The organism is Pseudomonas sp. TKO26 (assembly GCF_003225665.1).
Lineage (GTDB): Bacteria > Pseudomonadota > Gammaproteobacteria > Pseudomonadales > Pseudomonadaceae > Aquipseudomonas > Aquipseudomonas saponiphila.
In genome coordinates, this window is sequence record NZ_QKLN01000001.1 from 168547 (window position 1) to 193380 (window position 24834).

Here is a 24834-nt window from a genome sequence, read left to right on the forward strand (position 1 = left end):
TAAATCCCGGAAACAAAAAAGGCCAGCAAAACATGCTGGCCTTTTTTGCCTGACGCGCCTTAGAAGACGTTGATCGGGTAGTCGATGATCACTCGGTATTCATCGGTGTCGTTATCCAGCGCGCCGTAACCGTTGCCGCCACGGTTGGTCGCCCATTGCAGGCGTACGGCGAGGTCCTTGGCGCTGCCGCCCTGGACCACGTACTTCAGATCCAGATCGCGTTCCCAGTGCTTGGCGTTCTTGCCGTCGGCACTGTACCAGGAGGCGTAGCCACGGCTTTGCGGATCGACCTTGGTCAGGTCCAGTTCACCGTGGGAGTAGGACAGCGACGAAGTCAGGCCCGGCAGGCCGAGGCCGGCGAAATCGTAGGCGTACTTGAGCTTCCACGAGCGCTCGTTGGGGCCGTTGAAATCCGAGTATTGCTGGGAGTTGTCCAGGTAGATGCTGTCGCCTTGAGCGATGTAGTCGAACGGCGTGTTGCCGTTGACCCGCTGGTAGGCGGCAGTGACGCTGTGACTGCCCACGCCGACGGTGAAGTGCAGGCTGTAGGTGTTGTTGTCGATGTTGCCCAGCAGGGCCTGGCCGGTGTCCTGGGTGTGATAGAAGTGCAAGCCAGGGTTGAGGCTGACCAGGTCGTTGACCGCGTAGGTGTAGTCCAGGTCGTAGTAGTACTGGTTCCAGATGTCCTTGAGTTCGGCGGCGTAGAGATTGCTGGTCAGCCCCGGAACGCCGCTCCAGGCCACCCCGGCCCAGTTCAGGTGCCGGCTCTCGTCGCCATCGCGCAGACTGCCGTAGGAGCTGCCGATGCGTTTGTGTCCGCTCTGGTTGTAGGGTTTGGTGAAGCTGGCCTGGCCACCCTCGATCATCCAGCCGTCGAAGCTGCGGTTGGTCAGGCTGATGCCGCGGAAGGTCTGCGGCAGCATGCGGCTCATGCCCCCGGCAATCACCGGGTTGTTGAGAAACAGGTCGCCGGCCTTGAGCTCGGTGTCGAAGGCTCGCATCTTCAAGGTGGCGCCAGCGGTGGAGAACGCTCCGGGCGCTTTTCCGTTGCCATCGCTGATGGGCAGGATGCTCGAACTGTCGGTGCCGCCACCGCCATCGAGCTTGAGGCCGAGCATGGCATTGGCATCCAGGCCGAAACCCACAGTGCCCTGGGTGTAGCCGGACTCGAAGACACCGAGCAAACCCTGGCCCCACTCGATGTTGTCATCCGCCTGCTGCTGGCGGTTGCGGTTCATGTAGTAGTTGCGCGCATTGAGCTTGAGGCTCGAACCGGCGATGAAGCCTTCGTTCTTGCTCTCTTCGCCGGCCTGGGCCGAGGCGGGGATCGTTGCAGCGATTGCAATGAATAGTGGACTGGCTTTGAGCGAGATCCTGAACAACGTGTAGCTCCTTTGGTGAATGAACTTGGATTTTTATTGTGAATTCGCGAGTTGCTTGCTCTGGGCCCGATGCCTGGGGCGCGGGTTCTTGCATGGCAAAAAAAAGCCGCTGAAGTCAGCGGCTTTAAGACAACTTGCTCCGGGGTTGAAAGCAGAGAAGTTGTCGAGGGAAACGAGTCGGTAGCGCGGATCAGCTGTCTTTTCGAGCGTCGCTCTGGCTTTGCTCGGCCGTGACTTTCTGGGCTTGCTGACTGTTTTGCTGCTGGGCGGCCTGGGCGATCTGGGCTTGTTCGAAGGCGGCGGCGCGTGCGGCATTTCTGGCCACGAATCCCTGGGATTCCTCGGCCATGGCCATTGGCACCACGAACAGGGAAGACAAAACAAAGGCGCTGGCGATACCCATACTGTTGGACATTTCTGAAGACCTTCTTGCGGAGCAAGTTCAATTCGGTGCGACAAAAATATAACCAGTGGGCTGCAGGAAAAAGAGCTGAACAGGATAAGGACTGTTACCAAAAAAACAACAGTTGGCGCTGGCTTGCCAGCGCAAGCGTCATATCGCCTTGCAGCGGATGTGTTGACGTCTTCGCTGGGCGGCCAGCCGGCGCTTACAGAATCCGCCACTCAGAGAGGCAGATAGAGCCCAAAGGTATTGACACCCCGGTCGCTGCGCACGAACACGTCGCCGCCGTGCATCAGGGCGATGGCCTTGACGATGGCCAGCCCCAGGCCATGGTTGGCGCCGCTGTTGCTGCGCGAGGCGTCGACCCGGTAGAAGCGCTCGAACAACCTGGGCAGGTGTTCACTGGCAATGCTCTGGCCCGGATTGCTCACGGCGATCGTCACCTGATGTTCCTGCACCTCGATCCGTACTCGGATCACTTCGCCCGCCGCCGTGTGCTGCACGGCATTGCTCAGCAGGTTGATCAGGGCCCGGCGCAGGTGGGCAATCTCGATCCGCACCTGGGCATCGCCCTGGACCTCGACCCGCACCTGGGCGTCTTCGAGGATGAAATCCAGGTAGTCCAGGGTGGTGGCCACTTCCGCCGCCAGGGAGGTACTGGTGAGCTTGGTGGCCTTGCTGCCCTGGTCGGCGCTGGCCAGGAACAGCATGTCGTTGACGATGGAGCGCAGCCGTTCCAGTTCTTCAAGGTTGGATTGCAGCACCTCGAAGTAATGCTCCGCCGAGCGGCCACGGGTCAGGGCCACCTGGGTCTGGCCGATCAGGTTGGTCAGCGGCGAGCGCAGTTCATGGGCGACGTCGGCGTTGAACGATTCTAGGCGCGAGTAGGCCTGCTCGACCCGTTCCAGGGTGGAGTTGAAGGAGTTGACGAACTGGCTCAGCTCCGGGGGCAGGGGCGAGAGTTGCAGGCGCCCGGACAGCCGTGGCGGTGCCAGGCGCTGGGCCTCCTGGGACAGCTTGATCAGCGGCTTGAGGCCGATCCGCGCTACCCAGTAACCCAGGGCCGAGGCCAGCACGACGCCGACGATGGCCAAGCCGATCAGCGCCATCAGCAACTGGTGCTGGGTCTGGTGAAAGGTGTCGGTCTCGATGGCGATCAAAAAGCGCAGGGGCGGGCGTTGTTCCTTGGCCGGCAACTGGCTGACCAGCACCTTCAATGGATAGGGATGGTCGCTCAGGTTCAGGTCGCGCATGCCCAGCGGCCCTTCGGCGAATGCACGGATCTGCGGGTCAGGGTTGCCGTATTCATAACCGACGTCGTCGCTCACCGCCCAGAAACGGATGCGCCTGTCTTCCTCGCTGAGCAGCTTGAGCTTGGCGTTGATCTTGGCCCAGTGTTCCGGATTGCCATAGCGGTTCAGGGCCGACTCCAGCACGCTGTAGCGCGCGTCCAGCTCGGCTTCCGGCAGCAGCCCCAGGCCCTTGTCCACCTGTTGATAAAGGGCGCCGCCAATCAGCAGGAAGATCAGCAGGGCCACCAGGGTGAACAGCCCGCTCAGGCGCAGGGCGATGGAGTTACTCGCCACTGCGGTTCTCCAGCACATACCCCATGCCGCGGATGGTGTGCAGCAGCTTGTGCTCGAAAGGTCCGTCGAGCTTGGCCCGCAGGCGCTTGATCGCCACTTCGACGACATTCGCGTCGCTGTCGAAATTGATGTCCCAGACCATCTCGGCAATCGAGGTCTTGGACAGGATCTCGCCCTGGCGCCGGGCCAGCACGCTGAGCAGCGAGAACTCCTTGGCGGTCAGGTCCAGGCGGGTGCCGGCGCGACTGGCCTTGCGGCTGATGAGGTCGATCCACAGGTCGGCGATGCTGATCTGTACCGGCTCGTGCCCGCCACTGCGGCGGGTCAGGGCCTGCAGGCGGGCCACCAGTTCAAGGAAGGAAAAGGGCTTGCCCAGGTAATCGTCGGCACCCTCGCGCAGGCCGCGAATCCGGTCCTCGACGCGCTCGCGGGCGGTGAGCATGATCACCGGAGTCTGCTTGCGCGCGCGCAATGCCCGCAGCACGCCAAAGCCGTCCAGCCCGGGGAGCATGACATCCAGCACGATCACCGCGTAGTCGCTTTCCAGCGCCAGGTGCAGCCCCTCGATGCCATCCCGGGCCAGGTCGACGGTGTAACCCTGCTCGGTCAGCCCGCGGTGCAGATAGTCCGCGGTTTTTTCTTCGTCTTCGATAATCAGAACGCGCATGACCCGCCTCAGGTGTGGGTGTCCGGCAAAAGGGCTGGCCGGGGCCGGTGGAACAGCCGCTCGAGCCACAAGTATATGACTGGCGTGGTGAACAGCGTCAGCGCCTGGCTCACCAGCAGGCCGCCGACCACGGCGATACCCAGGGGCTGGCGCAGTTCGGCGCCGGTGCCGTAGCCGAGCATCAGAGGCAGGGCGCCGAGCAAGGCGGCCAGAGTGGTCATGATGATCGGCCGGAACCGGGTGATGCAGGCCTGGTAGATCGCTTCTTCAGGAGGCAGGCCGCCGTTACGCTGGGCTTCTAGGGCGAAGTCGATCATCAGGATGCCGTTCTTCTTGACGATGCCGATCAGCAGTACCAGGCCGATCAGCGCCATGATGGAAAAGTCCTGGCCACAGAGCCAGAGCATCAGCAAGGCGCCGAGCCCCGCCGAGGGCAGGGTGGAAATGATCGTCAGCGGATGCACGAAGCTTTCGTACAGCACCCCGAGAATGATGTACACGGCCACCAGCGCGGCGAGGATCAGGTACGGCTGGCTGGCCAGGGAGCTCTGGAAGGCCTGGGCCGCGCCCTGGAAGTTGCCGCTGATGGCCGCCGGCATGCCGATCTCGTTCTTGGCCTGTTGCAGCAGGATCACCGCGTCTCCCAGGGCCACGCCGGGAGCCAGGTTGAATGACAGGTTGGCGGCCGGGAACATGCCGTCGTGAGCGATCGACAGCGGGCCGATGCTGGGCGCATCGAAACGCGCCAGGGCCGACAACGGGACCATGTCCCCGGTCAACGGCGAGCGCAGGTAGAAGTAGTTGAGGCTCTCGGCCTTGCCCCGTTGCTGGGTGTCGAGTTCGAGGATCACGTTGTACTGGTTGATCTGGGTCTGGAACTCGTTGATCTGACGTTGGCCGAAGGCGTCGTACAGCGCTTGGTCGACATCGCTGGCGGTGAGGCCGAAGCGCGCGGCGGCGGTCCTGTCGATGTTGATGTGGGTGATGCTGCCGCCCAGTTGCAGATCGTTGGAGACGTCGCGAAACGCCGGGTTGCCGCGCAGTTTCTCGGTCAGGCGCTGGGTCCAGGTGGTCAGGGTCGGACCGTCGTTGCTTTTCAGCACGTACTGGTACTGGGCGCGACTGGGGCCGGAACTGAGGTTGATGTCCTGCCCGGCTCGCAGGTAGAGGACGATACCGGGCACCCGCATCAGTTGCGGGCGGATGCGGTCGATAAAGGCGCTGGCCGAGACATCCCGCTCGCTGCGTTTTTTCAGCGAGATCCAGAAGCGGCCGTTGGCGATGGTCTGGTTGCTGCCAGAGACGCCCACCGAATGGGAGAAGGCCTGCACCGCCGGGTCGGCGGCGACGATCTCGGCCAGCGCCTGGTGTTTCTTCACCATGTCCGGGTAGGAAATGTCCGCGGCGGCTTCGGTGGTGCCGAGCACGAAGCCGGTGTCCTGCACCGGGAAGAAGCCCTTGGGAATCAGGATGTAGCCGGCAATGGCCATGCTCAGGGTCAGGCCGAAAATCCCCAGCATCAGTTGCTGCCGGGCCAGGGCCCGGCGCAGGACACGCTCGTAGAGGGCCAGCAGGCGCTCGCCGAAGCCCGGCTTGGCGTGGGCCGGGTGCACCGGGGCGCGCATGAACAGGGCGGCCAGGGTCGGCGCCAGGGTCAGCGAGACCAGCACCGAAATCATGATGGTGGAGGTGGCGGTCAGGGCGAACTCCTTGAACAGCCGACCAACCACGCCACCCATGAACAGCAGGGGAATGAACGCCGCCACCAGGGAGAAACTGATGGACACCACGGTGAAGCCGATTTCACCGGCGCCCTTGATCGCCGCCTCGCGCATGCCGTCGCCGGCTTCCAGATGGCGGTGGATGTTCTCCACCACCACGATGGCGTCGTCGACCACGAAGCCCACGGCGATGACGATGGCCACCAGGGTCAGGTTGTTCAGGCTGAAGCCCATCAGGTACATCAGGGCGAAGCTCGCGGTCAGCGATACCCCCAGCACCGCGGAAACAATCAGGGTCGCCGACCACTGGCGCAGGAACAGTGCCATCACCGCCACCACCAGCAGCACCGCGATCAGCAGGGTGATCTCCACCTCATGCAGCGAGGCGCGGATGGTCTGGGTGCGGTCCACCAGCACCTTGACCTGCACCGAGGCCGGCAGCATCGCCTCAAGGCCCGGCAGGGCGGCCTGGATGCGATCCACGGTATCGACGATATTGGCCCCCGGCTGGCGCGAGATCACCAGGTTGACTCCCGGCTGATCGCCGGACCAGGCCTGGACGTAGGCGTCTTCCGGGCCGCTGACCACCCGGGCCACGTCCTGCAGGTGCACCGCTGCGCCGTCCTTGTAGGAAACGATCAGCTGAGCGTATTCCTCGGGATCGAACAGCTGATCGTTGGTGGACAGAGTGGAGATGCTCGACTCACCGTACAACGCGCCCTTGGCCAGGTTGAGGCTGGTCTGCTGGATCGCCAGGCGGATGTCGGCCAGGGTCAGGCCGATGGCCGCCAGCTTGTCCGCCGCGGCCTGGATCCGGATCGCCGGACGTTGCTGGCCGGTGATGTTGATCTGGCCGACGCCGTCGATCTGGCTGATCTGCCGGGCCAGCAGGGTTTCCGCGTAGTCGCTGAGCTCGGTGCCGGGCATCTGCGTCGAACTGATGCTGAGGATCAGCACCGGGCTGTCGGCCGGGTTGACCTTCCTCCAGGTGGGCAGGGTGGGCATGTCCTTGGGCAGTTTGCCGGCGGCGGTGTTGATCGCCGCCTGCACTTCCTGGGCCGCGGTGTCGATGCTCTTGTTCAGGGTGAACTGCAGGGTCAGCAGGGTCGAGCCCAGGGCACTGCTGGAGGTCATCTGGGTCATGCCGGGGATGGCACTGAACTGCACTTCAAGGGGCGTGGCCACCGAGGACGCCATGGTGTCCGGGCTGGCCCCGGGCAGGGAAGCGGAGACCTGGATGGTGGGGAACTCGGCCTCCGGCAGCGGCGCCACCGGCAGGCGCGGAAAGGCAACCGCTCCCAGCAACACCAGGGCAAAGGTCAGCAGCACGGTGGCGACCGGATGGTCGACGCACCAGGCGGATAGAGAGCCGTGCCCCTTCATGGCTTGGGCTCCCGTGCTGGCGCCTGCGGCGGGGCATCCAACACCTGGACCCGGGAGCCGGGCTTGAGCCGCGACTGGCCGTCACTGACCAGCACATCCCCGGCCTGGACCCCGGTAATGATGTTCAGCTCGCTGTCCTGGTACAGCACCTGTACCGGCACGCTTTCCACCTGCTGGCCCTTGATCCGGAACACGAAGTGCTGATCAAGGCCACGCTGGACCACCGTGGGCGGTACGGTCAGCGCACCCAGTTCCCGCGCGGTCTGGATCTTCACGGTCACCAGTTGCCCGGGCCAGAGCTTTTGCTGGGGATTGTCGAACTCCGCCTTGGCGCGCAGGGTCCCGGTGCTGGTGTTGATCTGGTTGTCGATCAGACTCAGATGGCCATTGCCCAGCAGGGTGCCGGTCTTGTTGCTGTCGGTGCCCAGGTAAGCCTGGACCGCCGCCGGGTCCTGGGCGCGGACCAGTTGCTGCAGGGTGGGCAGCATCTGCTGGGGCAGGGAGAACTCGACGGCGATGGGGTCGATCTGGGTCACCGAGAACAGGCCTTGCGCGTCGCTCATGCGCAGGAAGTTGCCTTCGTCCACGCTGCGAATGCCCACCCGGCCAGTGACGGGCGAGCGGATCTGGGTGTAGGACAGTTGGACCTGCGCGGCATCGATGGCGGCCTGGTTGCCCTGGGCCGTGGCGTTGAGCTGATTGACCAGGGCCGCTTGCTGGTCGTAGGTCTGTTTCGAGACGCCGTCATCCACCGACAGCAGCTTGTAGCGCTTGAGGTTGACCTGCGCCACCTGCAACTGGGCCTGGTTCTGTGCCAGCTGGGCCTTGGCCTGATCCAGGTTGGCGCGGATCGAGCGGTCATCGAGGGTGGCCAGCAGGTCCCCGGCCTTGACCAGTTGGCCTTCCTTGACCAGCAAGCGGGTGAGGATGCCATCCACCTGGGGACGGATGATCACGCTGTGCAGCGAAAGCACCGTACCGATGCCGCTGACGTAGCGCGGCACATCCTGCTGGACCACCTGCACCACTCGCACCGGGATTGCCGTGGGCGCGGCCAGCCTGGCGGTCGCCGGCTTGTTGAGAAACCAGGCCGCGCCAGCGGTGAGGCCCACCAGCAGCGCTGCGGTCACGACGGTTTTCTTGGCAATGGGCATAGAGGTAGAACGCCGGGGGCAATGGTGTCGAAGGTTGGCCATGATCTGTTGACAGTTATAGTCCGGCAACCCGGTCAACAGCGTGACCGCCAGCTGTCAGCGCTGTCAGAAAAGTACCGTCCGGCCGCCGCGCCCCAGGTCAAAGATCGCGGGTGCACAGGTATACTGCCGGCCACTGCGGCCCGTTCCCTGGCGCGGATTATCCTTCTCCCCTGGAGCTTCCATGACTTCCCCTGCACAACCTGCTGCGGATGACGGCCTGAACGCCGATCCCGCGGCTGCACCGGCCACTCCTGAAACCGAGGCCAAAGCGGCGATTCCGGCGTTCAAGTTTCCTTTCAAGCCGTCCGAGTTCGCGCCGGCCAAGAATGCCCAGCAGCCTTGGTACAAGAACGGCGTCAGCAACGGCCACACCAAGACCCCCGGCGCTGCGCCGCCCGGCACCCGTCGCTCCATGGGCAAACGCTGATATCGCCGACAATCGCAGACATTGCCCTGATTTGCGCTTTTTAATCGCAGTGATGGCTAATTGCTTTAAACCTGAGCTGGATCAGTATTTGTGGCATCAGTGCGCTTAGAGTCAGCAGCCCTGCCGACTCCTCCTAACAATTACGAGCGCGCTTGCCATGAAGATCAACCTGCCGGTTACTGGGCGAAACGTGGACTTTGCCCCTGATGCGAACATCCTTTCGACCACCGATCTGACCAGCGCGATCACCTACGCCAATCCTGATTTCATCAAGATCAGCGGCTACACCCGCGAAGAACTGCTGGGCTCGCCGCATAACCTGCTGCGTCACCCGGACATGCCCGCGGCGGCCTTCGGCCATATGTGGCGCACGCTCAAGCGCGGCCGCTCGTGGATGGGCATGGTCAAGAACCGTTGCAAGAACGGTGACCACTACTGGGTCAGCGCCTACGTCACCCCGGTGACGCGGGACGGTCAGGCGGTGGAGTACCAATCGGTGCGCACCAAGCCCAGCCCGCAACAGATCGCCGCCGCCGAGCAGGCTTATGCCCGGCTCAGGGAGGGCGGGCCTTCATGGTGGAGCCTGCTGCCGGTCATGAGCTTGCGCTTGCGCCTGTGGGCCGCCATCAGCGCCGGTTTTATCGGCAGTTTCGGAGTTTCAGCATGGCTGCTGCCCGAGTCCTGGATGCTCCAGGGCACGGTGATGGCTATGGGCTGGTGCCTGAGCCTAGTGGCGGTCGGTGTACAAATGCGCCCGCTGGATCGCCTGGCCGAGCGCGCCCGGCAGATCGGCGACAACCCCCTGAGCCAGGGCATCTACACCGGTCGTGCGGACGAATTCGGACGTATCGAGTTCGCCCTGCAGATGCTCGAAGCCCAGGTTGGAGCCGTGGTGGGGCGGATTGGCGATGCTTCCCAGCGCCTGGCCGGGCATGCCGCGGAGCTGGTGGAGCATCTGCACAGCAGCCATAACAGCACCCTGGAGCAGCAGGCGGAAACCGATCAGGTGGCCGCGGCCATTCATCAGATGGCCGCCAGCGTGGCCGAGGTCGCCACCCATGCCCAGCAGGCGTCTGAGGCCGCCGATCAGGCGGAGAGCGAAACCCGCGAAGGGCATCAACTGGTGGGTGAAAGCCGCAGCGCGGTGTTGCGCCTGGCCAGCGAGCTGGAGCGGGCCACCGAGGTCATCCATCAACTGGAAGGCCACAGCTCGGACATTTCCGGGGTGCTGGAGGTGATCCGCAGCATTGCCGAACAGACCAACCTGCTGGCCCTGAATGCGGCCATCGAGGCGGCGCGGGCCGGCGAGCAGGGACGCGGCTTTGCCGTGGTGGCCGATGAGGTGCGTGGCCTGGCCCAGCGGACCCAGGATTCCACCAACGAGATCCAGCGCATGATCAGCACCCTGCAAAATGCGGCACGCCATGCGGTGGAGGCCATGCAGCACAGCAGTGCGCACGTGGAAAGCAGCGTCGATCAGGCCCAGCGCGCAGCGGTGGCCCTGGACGGCATCAGCCAGCGGGTCAACCAGATCACCGAGATGAGCCTGCAGATTGCTGCGGCAGTGGAAGAGCAGAGTGCGGTCAGCGAGGACATCAACCGCAACATCATCGGTATTCGCAATGCCTGCGAAGTGACGGTCAGTGCCGGCCAGCTCAGCCACGTCAACTCAGGCGATGTGGCCGGGCTGGCGGGGGACCTGCGCCAGCTGGCCCATGAGTTCTGGCACAAGCGTGGCTAGGCCGCCGCGATTGACTCAGGCGGCGCGCAGGGAGATGAAGGCGTAGTCCAGGCCGGCGGTGCTGACCACCTGGGCTCCGGCGGCCAGGACCTGGCTGGCGATGTCGTCGCCGGACAGGTGAAAGCGCCAAGGCTGGCTCGCGGTCTGCGGGGCGGCGGCGCAGACCTGGTCGATGGCCGTGGCCAGGGCATTGATGTCGGGCAGGTAGGCGGTGAAACCGTCGCCCTTGAGAGCCGTGGTGCGGATTCCCAGCAAGGCGCAGATGGCTTCCTTGGCTTGGATGTCGTCACGGTCGGCCTGGCGCGAGCGCGCGATCAGCTCCGCCAGTTCCGGGTCCACCAGTTCACCGCCGAGGATCAGTTGCGGACCCTGTTCCCACGAATGCGGCGGGCAGTCCTTGGCCAATGGATTGAGCGGAATGTGCGGATTGATTTCCATCGGATAGATGCGACACACCAGCGGTCGCCGTTCATAGATGCGACAGCGCGACTCTTCGTCAAGATTCCGGCAGGGGCCGACGTTGTAGGCGGCGAAAGTGATCGCCACATAGGCCTCGGCGCTGCCACTGAACACCCGGCAGGAGCGGCGTTGTGCATGGTCGCGCTGCGCCACTGGCAAGCCCAGGCCAGTGCCGAGGAAGGCTTCCACCAGAACGATCACCTGACCGCCGTCAGCCGCCCAGGCCCGGGCTTCCGTGAGGGTCAGGGGCACGTGGTGATCGCTGCAGCACTTGCCGCAACCAACGCAGGAAAACTGGGTGTTCATGGATCGTGGAACCCTTCTGGGGCGATGGGGATCGCGTCGAAAAAAACACGTCGGCGCGGCTGGAGCAGGGGGCCAAGCAAGTTGCACGCCACCCTCCGCGGCTGGCGGGGGGGGGGGCGTGCCGGTGTTCAGGAACCCTGGGGCACGCGCTCGCGACGCAGGATCTGCATGCCGGCGCTTTCATACAAACGGCGGGCTCGCCGGTTGTCTTCCAGAACCCGCAGATCGACAAAGCCTTCCCGGCGTTCGGCGAACATCACGAAGGCCTGCTCGAGGAGGGCCCGCCCCACACCCTGGCCACGGGCGCGGGGATGCACCACCAGGTCCTTGATGTAGGCGCTGGTCCAGCATTGGGCGACACCGATCAGCCCGCTGGCATCCCGGGCCAGCAGACAGAGTTGCGGATCGTATTCGGCATCGCTTTCGAAGGACTGGCGCCAGCGCTCCAGGGTCGGCACGCTGCCACCGCCATCCTGGTAGCCCAGGTGCATCAGCTGATGCACCTGGGCAGCCAGCTCGGGCTGGTAGTGCAGCAGGGTGACACCGGGCGGCCACTGCGCAACGGCCAGCGTGCGGGTGAGATCGCGGCGCAGCAGCAGGCAGTGGATTTCGCTCATGGTTCAGGCCGCCTGGCTGGCGATGGTTTTGGCGGCGTCGATCAGGCAGCGGGTCAGTTCCGGCGAAGAGAACTTGGTGAGTACCGCATTGGCCCCGGCCTGACGCGCTTTTTCACTGTTCATGGCGCTGTCCAGGGAGGTGTGCAGCAACACGTAGAGGTGAGCGAAGTCCGGGGTTTCCCGCAGCGTCCGGGTCAGGGCGTAGCCGTCCATTTCCGACATCTCGATGTCCGAGACGATCAGGTTGATTTCGTTGGCCGTGCCCTGCAGTTCCAGCAGGCAGTCGATGGCCTCCTTGGCACTGCGGGCGGTGTGGCATTGCAGGCCGAGGTTGCGCAGGGTGTGCACCGATTGCTGCAGCGCCACCTGACTGTCGTCCACCACCAGGATCCGCGCGTTGCCCAGGGCTTCGGCGTCTTCCATGCTCAGTTCGGTGGGCGCCATCTCGATCTGGGCCGGGGCAATGCCGTGGATCACCTTCTCGATGTCCAGCACCTGCACCAGGGTGCCGTCCACCTGGGTCACGCCGGTGATGTAGGACTTGATACCGCCGGAACCAAAGGGCGGCGGGCGGATATCGGTGGTCAGGCAATGCACGATCTTGCTCACCGCCTGCACGTGCAGGCCCTGCTTGGAGCGGCTGACGTCGGTGACGATCAGGCAGCCGTTGTCCGGGTCGGCCAGAGGGCGCTCGCCAATGGCCCGGCTGAGGTCGATCACCGACAGCGAGTTGCCGCGCAGGGTGGCGATGCCTTTCACATGGGGGTGGGATTCCGGCAGCTTGGTCAGCGGCGGGCAGGGAATGATTTCACTGACTTTAAGCAGGTTGATCGCCATCAGCTTGCCGCTGCGCAAGGTAAACAGCAGAAGCGAAAGCGAATCTGCGCGGGCTTTGTTGGAGGACATAAAAACCTTCTCTGAAAAGTTGGCGTGTGGCTCGACCCACGCAGCACCATTGATAACGGGTTATCGACGTATTCAAGGCAGGCTTTAGCGGTGTTCCTGCTTTCCGTCGGCGCAGGGCGGGGCACGGGATCTGTTCTGTGCCCTGCGCTGGCAAGCCAGCTCCCACCACCCAACCCTGGTGTCTAGCGCAGGCCCAGGCGCTTGGCCAGGCGGCTGAGGTTGGCTCTGTCCAAGCCTAGCTCACGGGCGGCACCGGCCCAGTTGTGCTGATGCCGTTCCAGGCAGGCGTTGATCAGTTGGCGTTGATAGCGTTCGGTGGCCTGGCGCAGGTCGCCGTCCAGGGGCGCCGGCGTCAGGCTTTCCAGGGCTGGGGCGAGGGCGGTGGGGGCTTTTTCGCTGAGCCCGGGCAGGTCGAGGTCGGCTGCATCCAGGCTGAGAATCCTCGGTCGTTCGCGGCAGTTGCCCAAGGCTTTGAGGGCGCTGCGACCGATCAGGTGTTCCAGCTCGCGAACGTTACCCGGCCAGTTGTAGCCCAGCAGCGCCTGCTGCGCGTCGGCACTGAGTCGCAGGCTGCCCAGGCCCATGCGCGAACGGTTCTGTTCCAGGAAGTAGCCGCTGAGCAGCAGTACATCGCGACCCCGGTCGCGCAGGGCCGGCACGCGCAGCGGGTAGACGCTGAGGCGGTGGTAGAAGTCGGCACGGTAGCGTCCGCTGCGCACTTCCTCGGCCAGGTCGCGGTTGGTGGCGGCGATCAGGCGCACGTCCACCTGATGCTCCTTGTCCGAACCCAGGCGCTGCAACTGTCCGCTCTGCAAGACCCGCAGCAGTTTGGCCTGGACCGTGAGCGACAGCTCGCCCACCTCATCGAGAAACAGCGTGCCGCCATTGGCCAGCTCGAATTTGCCCCGGCGATCCTGGGTGGCTCCGGTGAAGGCGCCACGCACATGGCCGAACAGTTCGCTTTCCACCAGGGTGTCGGGCAGGGCCGCGCAGTTGAGGCTGATGAGCGGCTGTTCGGCCCGGGGCGAGGCGGCGTGAATGGCCTGGGCCACCAACTCCTTGCCGACGCCGGTTTCACCGGTGATCAGTACCGTCAGGTCGCTGCCGCCCACCAGGCTGATTTCTTCAAGCAGGCGCTTGTGGGCCTTGCTCTGGCCGATCATCTCGCGCTGCTGTCCGCTGGCCTGGCGATAGACCTCGGCCCGTTGATGTTCGTTTTCGGCCCGCAGAGCCAGGCGTTCGATGCGCTCGGCGGCACTGACCGTGGCCGCGGCGAGGCTGGCGAAGGCCTGCAGGGCGTCCAGCTCGATGGGCTCGAAACGCTGCGGATCCAGGGCGTCGAGGGTCAGCAGGCCCCAGGGCCGCTCATCGACGAACAGCGGGCAGCCCATGCAGTCATGGACTTCCAGGTGCTCGTCAAGACCTTCCACCAGGCCGTCATAGGGATCGGGCAGCTCACTGTCGCTGGCAAAACGGGTCGGGCCGGGGCTGGCGAGCAGGGCGGCAAAGCGCGGGTGCTCGCTGACCTTGAAGCGGCGGCCCAGGGTATCGGTGCTCAAGCCGTCCACGGCCAGTGGCACCAGCCATTGGCCATCCAGGCGCAGCAGCGCGGCGGCATCGCAGGGCAGCAAGGCGCGCAAGGCTTCCAGCAGGCGGCGGTAGCGTTCGCCCTCAGGCAGTTCCCGGGACAGGTCGGAGACCAGGGGGAGCAGGGTCGTGAGTAGGGATTTTGCGGTCATAATGACTCCGTCTAGTCTTAATGACTATAAATGCATGGGTGTCTTTATGACTAACTTAATTTTAAGTTGTTGATATATAACGATTTTAATCTTGGCATGAAAACTGACTGGATAAGAGAAACCTGCAAGCAGTCATAAAGTCCAGGAGTTGTCCTTATGCTAAGCGTTCAAGATCGCACCCTCATCAAAGCCACCGTGCCCCTGCTGGAGAGTGGTGGTGAAGCGCTGATCACCCACTTCTACCGGATGATGCTGTCCGAGTACCCCCAGGTGCGTCCGCTATTCAACCAGGCGCACCAGGCCAGTGGCGATCAGCCCCGCGCCCTGGCCAACGGGGTACTGATGTATGCCCGGCATATCGACCAGTTGGATCAACTGGGGGATCTGGTGGCCAAGATCATCAACAAGCATGTGGCCCTGCAGATCCTGCCGGAGCATTACCCCATTGTCGGGGGCTGCCTGTTGCGGGCCATTTCCGAGGTGCTGGGCAGCGAGATTGCCACTCCTGAGGTGATCAATGCCTGGGGCGCGGCCTACAACCAATTGGCGGATATCCTGATCGGCGCCGAGGCCGCGATCTACGACCAGAAGGCCCAGGCTCCGGGCGGCTGGCGTGGCGCGCGGGCATTCAAGCTGGTGCAGAAGGTGCAGGAGAGTGCGGAAATCACTTCCTTGTATTTCGCGCCGCAGGATCAGGGGCCGATCCTCGCCGCCGAGCCGGGCCAGTACATCGGCTTGCAGCTGTTCATCGACGGTCAGGAAGTACGGCGCAACTATTCGCTGTCGGCACTTTGCAGCCAGGGGCAGTACCGCATCAGCGTCAAGCGCGAACCCGGGGGCGTGGTTTCCAACTACCTGCATGACCAATGCGTGGTAGGCACGAGCATCATGCTGTTCCCGCCTGCCGGCGAGTTCACCTTGAAGCCAAGCGACAAGCCACTGGTGCTGATCAGTGGCGGCGTGGGCATCACGCCGACCCTGCCGATGCTGGAGGCGGCCCTGGCCACGGAGCGCCCGGTGCATTTCATCCACTGCGCGCGCAATGGCCAGGTGCATGCGTTCCGTCATTGGGTCGACGAACTGGCCCAGCGTTATCCACAGCTCAAGCGCTTCTACTGCTACGCCGAGGACGACGGTGTCAGCCCGGCGGCGGACAAGCTGGGGCTGCTGACTCGGGAGCAGTTGGCCGACTGGTTGCCGGAGCAGCGCGATCTGGACGCCTACTTCCTCGGCCCCAAGGGGTTCATGGCGGCCATCAAGCGCCACCTCAAGGCCCTGGGCATTCCCGAGCAACAGAGCCGCTATGAGTTCTTCGGCCCGGCGGCGGCCCTGGAATAACCCGGCTGGCTCCTGCACAACCTGGCCCCGCAACGGGGCTGGGTTGTTAATCCCTGCTTAACCTGCCTGGCGTTAATTCCCCCCGATGCCGGGATGGCGCAGCCATCACCGTCCTTTCATGGTGTGCCCCTGAGGCCCGTAAACCTTGGGTATTGCCTTCGAAGCAGTGCATTCAAAGGTCATGATCAGCGTGTAGACTTCCGGGCACCCGATGGCAATCAGATCAACTTCGCAATTCAATCGGCGGGCTGGCGCGGCAAGCACGGCTACGGCGGTTGAGCAGACAACAGAAAAAGGAATAGGGATGAGTGACGACAGACTGCGTTTAGGGCGTGAACGGCGCTTCCTGGTGCTGCTGGGGATTATCTGCCTGGCGCTGATCGGCGGGGCCCTGTACATGCAGGTGGTGCTGGGCGAGGCGCCTTGCCCGCTGTGTATCTTGCAGCGCTATGCCCTGCTGCTGATCGCTCTGTTCGCCTTCATCGGGGCGGCCCTGAGTTCGCGACGTGGGGTCACCGTGATGGAAACCCTGGTGGTTATCAGTGCCATCGCGGGGGCCGGGGTGGCCGGGCACCATGTGTACACCCAGTTCTACCCGGCGGTGAGCTGCGGCATCGATGTGCTGCAGCCCTTCGTCGACGGCCTGCCGCTGGCGAGCATCTTTCCCTTGGTCTTCCAGGTGGACGGTTTCTGCTCCACGCCGTACCCGCCGATCCTCGGCCTGTCCCTGGCGCAATGGGCGCTGTTGGCGTTCGTGCTGACGGTGATCCTGGTGCCCCTGGGCGTCGTGCGCAATCGCAAGAAAACCTACTGATTCACCCGGAAAAGCCCCGGTCCCTCAACAGGGGCCGGGGCTTTTTCATGTCGATTATCCGGCTGTTGAAAAGTCCGTGATTTGCAGCAAGTGAAGGGGCGGCAAAAGTGCGACATGTTGTCACACTGTCGCGGTCGCACGGGGGCGGAGAGAGGCTGGCTACAGACTGCATATCGGGCCATCGGTTCCCCTGAAGTCTGTCACTTTGTGTAAATCGCCAGGCTGGGTCAAATCCATAGCCTGCTATCTATACATCTCTTTACAAAGCCCGTATTACAAGGGTTGAAGCCCTATCCAAGGCGGCTTTCAGTCGCTCGTACAGCCTGTTCCAAGGGGGCGTAGGAAGTCCCTTTTGCGGCTTTTTATTGAGAATGAAAATCGATATGATTCTGATCCTTCGCAATAATCATGAGGGATTGTTGCGCCGGGGGATAAAAATTATTTCGGGATAAGACATGGTTTATAAAACGCGACATATCTACAATCGCCCGCACTGAATTTCCGACGCTGCTCATCCCTGAGCACACGAGGACGGTCGAGGGGCGGATTGAGCGCTCCGTGCGACTGCGGGTGTCGGCGCCTTCCAAACTTCCGCACCAAATGGAATTGGTCTGTAACAAGGCCTTTGACCACGAGATCGAATAAGAACCACTGCTAGCCCGGGATGTGTCGTTGAGCGTTTAACGCAACGGGCAGGCCCTTATTCAATTGAAGAAAAATGCCAACCCTTGGCAGGGTGAAGTGTTGGCGATCAAAACCCAACTGCATTGCGCAAGCTGCTTTAGAGGTCGTGAGATGAGTAAAAACAGGTACCCCAGATTACTAGGCTTATTGCCGCTGCTCGGCATGTTAATGCTGGGAGGCTGCAAATGGACCCTGCTTGATCCCAAAGGTCAGGTTGGTCTGGATGAACGAAACCTGATCATCACCGCCACCATCCTGATGCTGCTGGTGGTTGTGCCGGTCATCATCATGACCTTCGCCTTCGCCTGGAAATACCGCGCCTCGAACAAGGACGCGACCTACGCGCCCAAGTGGTCCCACTCCACCAAGATCGAGATCGCGGTGTGGCTGGTTCCGGTGCTGATCATCATTGCCCTGGGTTATGTCACCTACAAGTCGACCCACGCCCTGGACCCGTACCGTCCGCTGGAGTCCGACGCCAAGCCGGTGACCATCGAAGTGGTCGCCATGGACTGGAAGTGGCTGTTCATCTACCCCGACCAGGGCATCGCCACCGTCAACAAGATCGTGTTCCCGGCCCATACCCCGGTGAACTTCCGTGTCACCTCCGACACCGTGATGAACTCGTTCTTCATCCCGGGCCTGGGTGGCCAGATCTACGCAATGGCGGGCATGACCACCAAGCTGCACCTGATTGCCAACCAGAACACCGAACTTGAAGGGATCTCCGCCAACTACAGCGGCGCGGGTTTCACCGGCATGAAGTTCAAAGCGATCGCTACCAGTCAGGAAGATTTCGACGCCTGGGTAAACGAAGTCAAAAAGGCACCTAAACAGCTGGACACCGCTGAATACGAAGCCCTTTCCAAGCCGAGCCAGAACAATCCTGTCGAGCTCTACTCCGCCTACGCGCCGAACCTGTTCCAGACCGTCATCGACAAGTATGAAGGCATGAAACCGGGCAAGCCGCTCAAGCACGAGAAGAAAGAAAAGGAAGTGGCCGCAACCGAAGGGATGGACGTGAGTTCGCATTCAGCTGCCGGGGCAGAGGAGTAAACGATGTTTGGTAAATTAAGTCTGGAAGCGATACCGTTCCACGAGCCGATCGTCATGGTGACCGTTGCCATGATTCTGCTCGGTGGTGTGGCGCTGTTCGCGGCAATCACCTACTTCAAGAAGTGGACCTACCTGTGGACCGAGTGGCTGACGTCCGTCGACCACAAGAAAATCGGTGTGATGTACATCATCGTCGCCATGGTCATGCTGCTGCGTGGCTTCGCCGACGCCATCATGATGCGTACCCAGCTGGCCATGGCCACCGAGGGTTCGCCTGGCTACCTGCCACCTGAACACTATGACCAGATCTTCACCGCCCACGGTGTGATCATGATCATCTTCATGGCGATGCCATTCTTCACCGGCCTGATGAACCTTGTCGTGCCGCTGCAGATCGGCGCGCGTGACGTGGCCTATCCGTTCCTCAACTCCCTGAGCTTCTGGCTGCTGGTATCGGGCGTGGTGCTGATCAACCTGTCCCTGGGTGTCGGCGAATTCGCCAAGACCGGCTGGGTTGCCTATCCGCCGCTGTCGGGCCTGCAATACAGCCCGGGCGTGGGTGTGGACTACTACATCTGGGCGCTACAGCTATCGGGTCTGGGGACAACGCTGACGGGGGTCAACTTCCTGGCCACCGTGCTGAAAATGCGTACCCCGGGCATGAAGATGATGGACATGCCGATCTTCACCTGGACCTGCACCTGGGCCAACGTGCTGATCGTGGCTTCGTTCCCGATCCTCACCGCCACCCTGGCACTGCTGACGCTTGACCGTTACATGGATTTCCACATTTTCACCAATGAACTTGGTGGCAATCCAATGATGTACGTGAACCTGTTCTGGGCCTGGGGTCACCCCGAGGTGTACATCCTGATCCTGCCGGCGTTCGGTATCTTCTCCGAAGTGATCTCGACCTTCTCCGGCAAGCGCCTGTTCGGCCACCACTCGATGATCTACGCTTCCGGTGCTATCTCGATCCTGGGCTTCATGGTCTGGCTGCACCACTTCTTCACCATGGGTTCGGGTGCCAGCGTCAACGCCTTCTTCGGCCTGGCGACCATGCTGATCTCGATCCCGACCGGGGTGAAGCTGTTCAACTGGCTGTTCACCATCTACCACGGCCGTCTGCGCATCACCAGCCAGGTTCTGTGGACCCTGGGCTTCATGGTGACCTTCGCCATCGGCGGCATGACCGGCGTACTGCTGGCCATCCCGGGTGCCGACTTCGTTCTGCACAACAGCCTGTTCGTGATCGCGCACTTCCATAACGTGATCATCGGCGGCGCGGTATTCGGCTACATCGCCGGCTTCAGCTTCTACTTCCCGAAAGCCTTCGGCTTCAAGCTGCACGAAGGTTGGGGCAAGGCGGCGTTCTGGTTCTGGATCTCCGGCTTCTTCGTCGCCTTCATGCCGCTCTATGCACTGGGCTTCATGGGCATGACCCGTCGTCTGAACGCCACCACCAACCCTGAGTGGGTGCCATACCTGTACGTGGCCATGGTGGGTGCGGTGATGATCGCCGTGGGTATCGCCTGCCAGCTGATCCAGCTGTACGTCAGCGTGCGTGACCGCAAGCAGAACATGTGTGTGTCCGGCGACCCATGGAACGCCCACACCCTGGAATGGTCGACCTCGTCGCCACCACCGTTCTACAACTTCGCGGTACTGCCGAAAGCCGAAGGCATCGACCCGTTCACCGAAGCCAAGGAAGACGGCACTGCCTACGCGCAGCCAGGCCGCTACCAGCCGATCCACATGCCCAACAACACCGCTACCGGTCTGGTCATGGGTGCTCTGCTGACCGTGTTCGGTTTCGCCATGATCTGGCACATCTGGTGGATGGCCATCGCAAGCCTGGCCGGCACCGTGATCTATTTCGCGATCCACGCTGCCCGTGATGATCAAGGCTACATGGTGCCGGTCGAGACGATCGAGCGCATCGAAGCCGAACAGCACAAGCGTCTGGTATCGGAGAACAAGATCCCGGCTACCCGTGTTGAAACCTCGTTGGAACAGGCTTAATCCATGTCGAACTTAGTGACCAATGCTGGACACGCCCATGTCGATGACCATGGGCACGATGACCATCACCACGACTCGGGCGAGATGACCGTATTCGGTTTCTGGCTCTACCTGATGACCGACTGCATTCTGTTTGCGTCGATCTTCGCGGTATACGCGGTACTGGTGAACAACGTTGCGGGTGGCCCGTCGGGCCACGACATCTTCGAACTGCCTTACGTACTGGGCGAAACCGCTCTGCTGCTGTTCAGTTCGATCACCTACGGCTTCGCCATGCTGGCGTTCTTCCGGGGCAACAAGAAGCAGGTACTGGGCTGGCTGGCCATGACCTTCCTGTTCGGCCTGGGCTTCATCGGCATGGAGATCAACGAGTTCCACCTGCTGATCTCCGAAGGCTACGGCCCTAGCCGTTCCGGCTTCCTGTCCGGGTTCTTCACCCTGGTCGGTACCCACGGTCTGCACGTGACCAGCGGTCTGATCTGGATGGCGATCATGATGTACCAGGTGCAGAAAAACGGCCTGACGGCGACCAACAAGACCCGTCTGAGCTGCCTGAGCCTGTTCTGGCACTTCCTGGACGTGGTGTGGATCTGCGTATTCACCGTTGTTTACCTGATGGGGACTATGTAAATGGCCAACACACACTCCCACGACGAAGCCGGCCACGGCAGCGTCAAGTCCTACGCCATCGGTTTCATCCTGTCGGTCATCCTGACGCTGATCCCGTTTGGTCTGGTGATGTACCCGTCGCTGCCTAAAGACGTGACCCTGTGGATCGTCCTGGCGTTCGCAGTGATCCAGGTGCTGGTGCACCTGGTGTACTTCCTGCACCTGGACCGTTCCGCGGCACAGCGCAACAACGTGGTGGCGTTCATCTTCGCCGCGTTGGTCATTGTTCTGCTGGTTGGTCTGTCGTTGTGGATCATGTTCAGCATCCACACCGTCATGATGGCCAAGTGAGGTAGACCCGATGTCGCTCAAGCACTTTATCCAAATCACCAAACCGGGGATCATTTTCGGTAACGTGCTTTCTGTGGCAGGCGGGTTTTTCCTGGCCTCGAAAGGGCATGTCGATCTGGCCATCTTCCTGGCCGCGATGATCGGCACCTCGCTGGTGGTAGCGTCCGGTTGCGTGTTCAACAACTGCATCGACCGTGACATCGACCTGAAGATGGAGCGCACCAAGAACCGCGTGCTGGTCCAGGGCCTGATCTCCCTGGAAGTGGCCCTGGTCTATGCCTCCCTCCTCGGGATCGCCGGCGTGGCCCTGCTGTACTACGTGGCCAACCCGTTGGCCGCGTTGTTCGCGGTCATCGGCTTTGTCATCTACGTCGGCCTGTACAGCCTGTACCTCAAGCGCAAGTCGGTTCACGGCACGCTGGTGGGCAGTCTGTCCGGGGCCATGCCGCCAGTGATCGGTTATGTGGCCGTGAGCAACAGCTTCGACATGGCCGCGCTGACCCTGCTGGTGATGTTCAGCCTGTGGCAGATGCCGCATTCCTACGCCATCGCGATCTTCCGCTTCAACGATTACCTGGCCGCATCGATTCCGGTCCTGCCGGTAAAACGTGGGATTCGCGTGGCCAAGAAGCACATCCTGCTCTACATCCTGGCGTTCCTGGTGGCGACCCTGATGCTGACCTTCAGCGGTTACGCCGGCATGAGCTACCTGGCGGTAGCGGCGGCGATGGGCATGTACTGGTTGTACATGGCCTGGACCGGCTACAAGGCCGTGGATGACACCGTGTGGGCGCGCAAGCTCTTCGTGTTCTCGATCTTCACCATCACCGCGCTGAGCGTGATGATGTCGGTGGATTTCAAGGCCCCGACCGAGCTGTTGCTGACCTACGCGCACTAAGCTGACCAGGCTACAGAAAAGCCCCGCCTTCGAGAGAAGCGCGGGGCTTTTTTCATGTGGCGTGGGCGACGGTCACATCATTTAAAGCTTTTCGGGCCGAAGGCTCCACCTGGCCGGGTAAAATGCGCCGCTCGTGGATGAACCTGAGTGGATGTGATGCAAAGCCGTATTGAAATGAACGACTCCAAGGCGCGTTACGGTGCGGTCAGTCGTGGGTTGCACTGGGCCATGGCGCTGGCCTTTGCCTGGATCTATTGCTCGACCGCCGCCCATTACCTGCTGGAGGATTCGGCACTGGACAAGTTCCTCTGGCCGACCCACAAGCAAGTCGGGCTGCTATTGATGGGGCTGTTGCTGGTGCGGCTGCTCTGGAGCCTGCTGAACCGCCATCGTCGACCGCCGAGCCTGAACCTGGCCGCGCGCCTGGGGCATGGGTTGCTGTATGCGGGGATGTTCGCCATTCCGTTTCTCGGGCTGCTGCGCCAGTACGGTTCCGGGCGAGCCTTTTCCGCCTTCGGGCTGCCGGTGATGAGCGGCTTCGAGGGGCCGAAGATCCAGTGGATGACCGACCTGGGCAACAGCTTCCATGGCCTCCTGGGCTGGACCTTGCTGGTACTGATCGTGGGCCATGTAGCGGCGGTGATCCTGCACTGCATCAAAGGCCAGGGGCATATCCTGCGGCGCATGGCCGGTAGCATGACCTCGGACTGATTGGTCGTCCGAGCAGAGAAAACCCCGTCTTCGAGAGAAGGGCGGGGTTTTTTATTTAGAACCTATTGGCGGGATTCGGGATGATACTCAGTGCCAGATCATTTTGTCTGGTTGCTGCTCATGTATCTCTTGAACAGTGATCTTGCGCCATAAGCAGGCAAGATATTGAAGAGCGCAAAAAATACTTTTATCGCAATCTGAAAGAGGATCATGTTCAGGATGTCGCTGTTCTTCATCAATCCATAGAAGGCGATATAGCAAAACAGAAAGCTGTCGATAATGACCGCGAAGAATGTACTCAGGAATATTCGCAAGAACAAAAATCTGGAGTTTGTCAGCTCTTTTATCTTGCACAGCAAGTATGAGTTTATGTTTTCAGAAACAAGAAACGAAACAGAGGACGCTACCAGTACGGATGACACCTGAATGATCACATCATTGTAAGGTGTTTCCAGCTTCCAGCCGGGCATCCCTGGCAGGAAGGTCGAACCGTAGAGCAGGATGAATACCGTGGATGTGCTGGCAAACGCAAAGAAAATGGCTCTTCTGGCTAGCCGCAGCCCAAAGTTCTCATTTAACAAGTCGACGATCAAAAAAGTGATGGAGTAAAGGAATGTGCCAGGAGTAATGATGATGTCCAGCGACTCCAGGTAAATGGGTTTTGTCGCTGCAATGCTGGTGAATATATAAAATGTGACGAGCAGTAAGTTCAGGATGATATAGATCATCCATGAGTTTTCATGGCGATCATTCAGATCGTATGCGGTTAGTGTGTCTCCCTGGGAATAGAGCTTGCGATACAGATTCTTGATTTCCGTTTTGTTCAGGTTATCCATTATTTCACTGTTCAGTACCTCTCTTAGCTTGATTCTGATGACCTTGCCTGTGGCGATGATCATGATTACAGCAAGTTTTTTATTGTTCTCGAAACCCAGAAGCTTGTATTTGCTATTTTCTATTTCGCTTTCATGGGCCGTCATTGAACCGCTCCTCAATGATATCGCCCACTACAATCACGCGATCTGAATCGAAACAAACATCATTCAAGATAAGCAGCTTTCCTGCCAGTTTGTCGTAAATCAGTTTTTCTGTGTCGTCGGTCGATGAGCCCTTTTGTACGATCAACAGATCGCCGGGTTCATTCATGCCACTGATTTCGTTCTCCAGCAGTACCGCTATCAGGTTGTAGGAAGTGCCGAAGTAGTAAGTCAATGGATAGAGCGTCGCCAGTTCCCCAATTCGTTTGTTCATATTGGCTATCAGCAGGCTCTCCTTGATGATCGGAACAGCCGCTGGGTTCATGTTTCCTTGAGGGGAAATGCTGCTCTCGATGATCTCCTTTTCTTCAAAGTCGACAGTCTCTATTTCTTCGTAGGAGACGCCGAAAAAATCAGAGATTTTTCGAATGGTGGACTGCTGTACGTTGGTGACCTTGCCCTCCAGAATGTTGTAAATGGTCGTTCTGGTCAGGCCACTGGCGTTGCATAAAGACAGTTGTGTCTCACCACGGCTTTTTATCAGGTACTTGATGTTGCTTTTTAAATGCTCGGTTCTTTCTCTTTTGTGCATCAGATACTCACCACTTCCTTTTGGCCGTAACCCATTGAATCTTTTAAATTTATAGAGCTGTGCCAGGCATGCAGTTGCCCGACGCCGAGACGAGATCGGTCAGACCGATGCGGCCAATGTATGCCGGATTTTTCGTTGCCTGTACCAACCTATGCTCCTTTAGCCGGACTGCCTCCATCCTGGGGCTTTTGCAGTCGGTTTCTTGAGTGATCAAGCCTTCGGCAGGGGGGATCAGCGTCACCGAGGAAG

The 24834-nt window shown here is 61.3% G+C and carries 22 protein-coding genes; 10 read left to right on the forward strand and 12 right to left on the reverse strand.

What is annotated here, in order from left to right; translation table 11 throughout:
• Window positions 1-59 precede the first annotated feature (59 nt).
• The 6 genes from DNK59_RS00855 to DNK59_RS00880 form a co-directional block, all read right to left on the reverse strand.
• On the reverse strand, window positions 60-1382 hold the full coding sequence (locus tag DNK59_RS00855; protein ID WP_110721982.1) for an OprD family porin: 1323 nt from the start codon (window positions 1380-1382) through the stop codon (window positions 60-62).
• A 190-nt stretch (window positions 1383-1572) separates the two neighbouring features.
• Window positions 1573-1797, reverse strand: coding sequence for a hypothetical protein (locus tag DNK59_RS00860; protein WP_092310542.1), 225 nt, complete (start codon window positions 1795-1797; stop codon window positions 1573-1575).
• A gap of 209 nt (window positions 1798-2006) precedes the next feature.
• The gene (locus DNK59_RS00865) at window positions 2007-3371 is read right to left on the reverse strand and encodes a heavy metal sensor histidine kinase (protein ID WP_110721983.1); all 1365 of its coding nucleotides are present in this window, start codon (window positions 3369-3371) and stop codon (window positions 2007-2009) included.
• Window positions 3361-4038, reverse strand: a complete 678-nt coding sequence (locus tag DNK59_RS00870; RefSeq protein WP_092310548.1) for a heavy metal response regulator transcription factor — start codon at window positions 4036-4038, stop codon at window positions 3361-3363. Before DNK59_RS00870 ends, DNK59_RS00865 begins: the two co-directional genes overlap by 11 nt.
• An 8-nt stretch (window positions 4039-4046) precedes the next feature.
• The gene (locus tag DNK59_RS00875) at window positions 4047-7142 is read right to left on the reverse strand and encodes a multidrug efflux RND transporter permease subunit (RefSeq protein WP_110721984.1); all 3096 of its coding nucleotides are present in this window, start codon (window positions 7140-7142) and stop codon (window positions 4047-4049) included.
• Window positions 7139-8296 (reverse strand): efflux RND transporter periplasmic adaptor subunit, encoded by a 1158-nt coding sequence (locus tag DNK59_RS00880; protein ID WP_110721985.1) that lies wholly within the window; start codon window positions 8294-8296, stop codon window positions 7139-7141. The genes DNK59_RS00875 and DNK59_RS00880 overlap by 4 nt, the downstream gene beginning before the upstream one ends.
• Before the next feature lie 223 nt (window positions 8297-8519).
• Between DNK59_RS00880 and DNK59_RS00885 the strand changes: the two genes are divergently transcribed.
• Both DNK59_RS00885 and DNK59_RS00890 read left to right on the forward strand, forming a co-directional pair.
• Window positions 8520-8765, forward strand: a complete 246-nt coding sequence (locus DNK59_RS00885; protein WP_110721986.1) for a hypothetical protein — start codon at window positions 8520-8522, stop codon at window positions 8763-8765.
• A 157-nt stretch (window positions 8766-8922) separates the two neighbouring features.
• Window positions 8923-10506: a PAS domain-containing methyl-accepting chemotaxis protein gene (locus DNK59_RS00890; RefSeq protein ID WP_092310560.1), complete on the forward strand. Its 1584-nt coding sequence runs from the start codon at window positions 8923-8925 to the stop codon at window positions 10504-10506.
• A gap of 15 nt (window positions 10507-10521) precedes the next feature.
• On the opposite strand, the gene DNK59_RS00895 is transcribed toward DNK59_RS00890, so the two are convergent.
• From DNK59_RS00895 to norR, 4 genes are all read right to left on the reverse strand, one after another.
• Complete coding sequence (locus DNK59_RS00895) at window positions 10522-11271, reverse strand: YkgJ family cysteine cluster protein (RefSeq protein WP_110721987.1); 750 nt, start codon at window positions 11269-11271, stop codon at window positions 10522-10524.
• A 128-nt stretch (window positions 11272-11399) separates the two neighbouring features.
• On the reverse strand, window positions 11400-11888 hold the full coding sequence (locus tag DNK59_RS00900) for an N-acetyltransferase (RefSeq protein WP_110721988.1): 489 nt from the start codon (window positions 11886-11888) through the stop codon (window positions 11400-11402).
• Window positions 11889-11891: 3 nt separating this feature from the next.
• The gene (locus DNK59_RS00905; protein WP_110721989.1) at window positions 11892-12794 is read right to left on the reverse strand and encodes a chemotaxis protein CheV; all 903 of its coding nucleotides are present in this window, start codon (window positions 12792-12794) and stop codon (window positions 11892-11894) included.
• A 182-nt stretch (window positions 12795-12976) separates the two neighbouring features.
• Window positions 12977-14533, reverse strand: coding sequence for a nitric oxide reductase transcriptional regulator NorR (gene norR, locus DNK59_RS00910; RefSeq protein ID WP_110721990.1), 1557 nt, complete (start codon window positions 14531-14533; stop codon window positions 12977-12979).
• Window positions 14534-14689: 156 nt separating this feature from the next.
• Between norR and hmpA the strand changes: the two genes are divergently transcribed.
• The 8 genes from hmpA (at window position 14690) to DNK59_RS00955 (ending at window position 23016) form a co-directional block, all read left to right on the forward strand.
• A complete protein-coding gene (gene hmpA / locus DNK59_RS00915; RefSeq protein ID WP_110721991.1) occupies window positions 14690-15871 on the forward strand; it encodes an NO-inducible flavohemoprotein in 1182 nt (393 codons plus the stop codon).
• Between the two features lie 304 nt (window positions 15872-16175).
• Complete coding sequence (locus DNK59_RS00920) at window positions 16176-16685, forward strand: disulfide bond formation protein B (protein ID WP_092310575.1); 510 nt, start codon at window positions 16176-16178, stop codon at window positions 16683-16685.
• Between the two features lie 795 nt (window positions 16686-17480).
• A complete protein-coding gene (cyoA, locus tag DNK59_RS00930; protein WP_060840944.1) occupies window positions 17481-18425 on the forward strand; it encodes a ubiquinol oxidase subunit II in 945 nt (314 codons plus the stop codon).
• Between the two features lie 3 nt (window positions 18426-18428).
• Entirely contained in the window at window positions 18429-20447 is a 2019-nt protein-coding gene (gene cyoB, locus DNK59_RS00935) for a cytochrome o ubiquinol oxidase subunit I (protein ID WP_110721992.1), read from the forward strand.
• Window positions 20448-20450: 3 nt separating this feature from the next.
• Window positions 20451-21077 (forward strand): cytochrome o ubiquinol oxidase subunit III, encoded by a 627-nt coding sequence (locus DNK59_RS00940; RefSeq protein WP_011063285.1) that lies wholly within the window; start codon window positions 20451-20453, stop codon window positions 21075-21077.
• On the forward strand, window positions 21078-21407 hold the full coding sequence (cyoD, locus tag DNK59_RS00945) for a cytochrome o ubiquinol oxidase subunit IV (RefSeq protein WP_092310581.1): 330 nt from the start codon (window positions 21078-21080) through the stop codon (window positions 21405-21407).
• Between the two features lie 10 nt (window positions 21408-21417).
• A complete protein-coding gene (gene cyoE / locus DNK59_RS00950) occupies window positions 21418-22305 on the forward strand; it encodes a heme o synthase (RefSeq protein WP_060840941.1) in 888 nt (295 codons plus the stop codon).
• Window positions 22306-22461: 156 nt separating this feature from the next.
• Complete coding sequence (locus tag DNK59_RS00955; RefSeq protein WP_110721993.1) at window positions 22462-23016, forward strand: cytochrome b; 555 nt, start codon at window positions 22462-22464, stop codon at window positions 23014-23016.
• Window positions 23017-23114: 98 nt separating this feature from the next.
• Here the strand turns inward: DNK59_RS00955 and DNK59_RS00960 are convergent, their stop codons facing one another.
• Entirely contained in the window at window positions 23115-23996 is an 882-nt protein-coding gene (locus DNK59_RS00960; RefSeq protein ID WP_092310588.1) for a queuosine precursor transporter, read from the reverse strand.
• Complete coding sequence (locus tag DNK59_RS00965; protein ID WP_110721994.1) at window positions 23983-24585, reverse strand: helix-turn-helix transcriptional regulator; 603 nt, start codon at window positions 24583-24585, stop codon at window positions 23983-23985. The genes DNK59_RS00960 and DNK59_RS00965 overlap by 14 nt, the downstream gene beginning before the upstream one ends.
• Window positions 24586-24834: the final 249 nt, after the last annotated feature.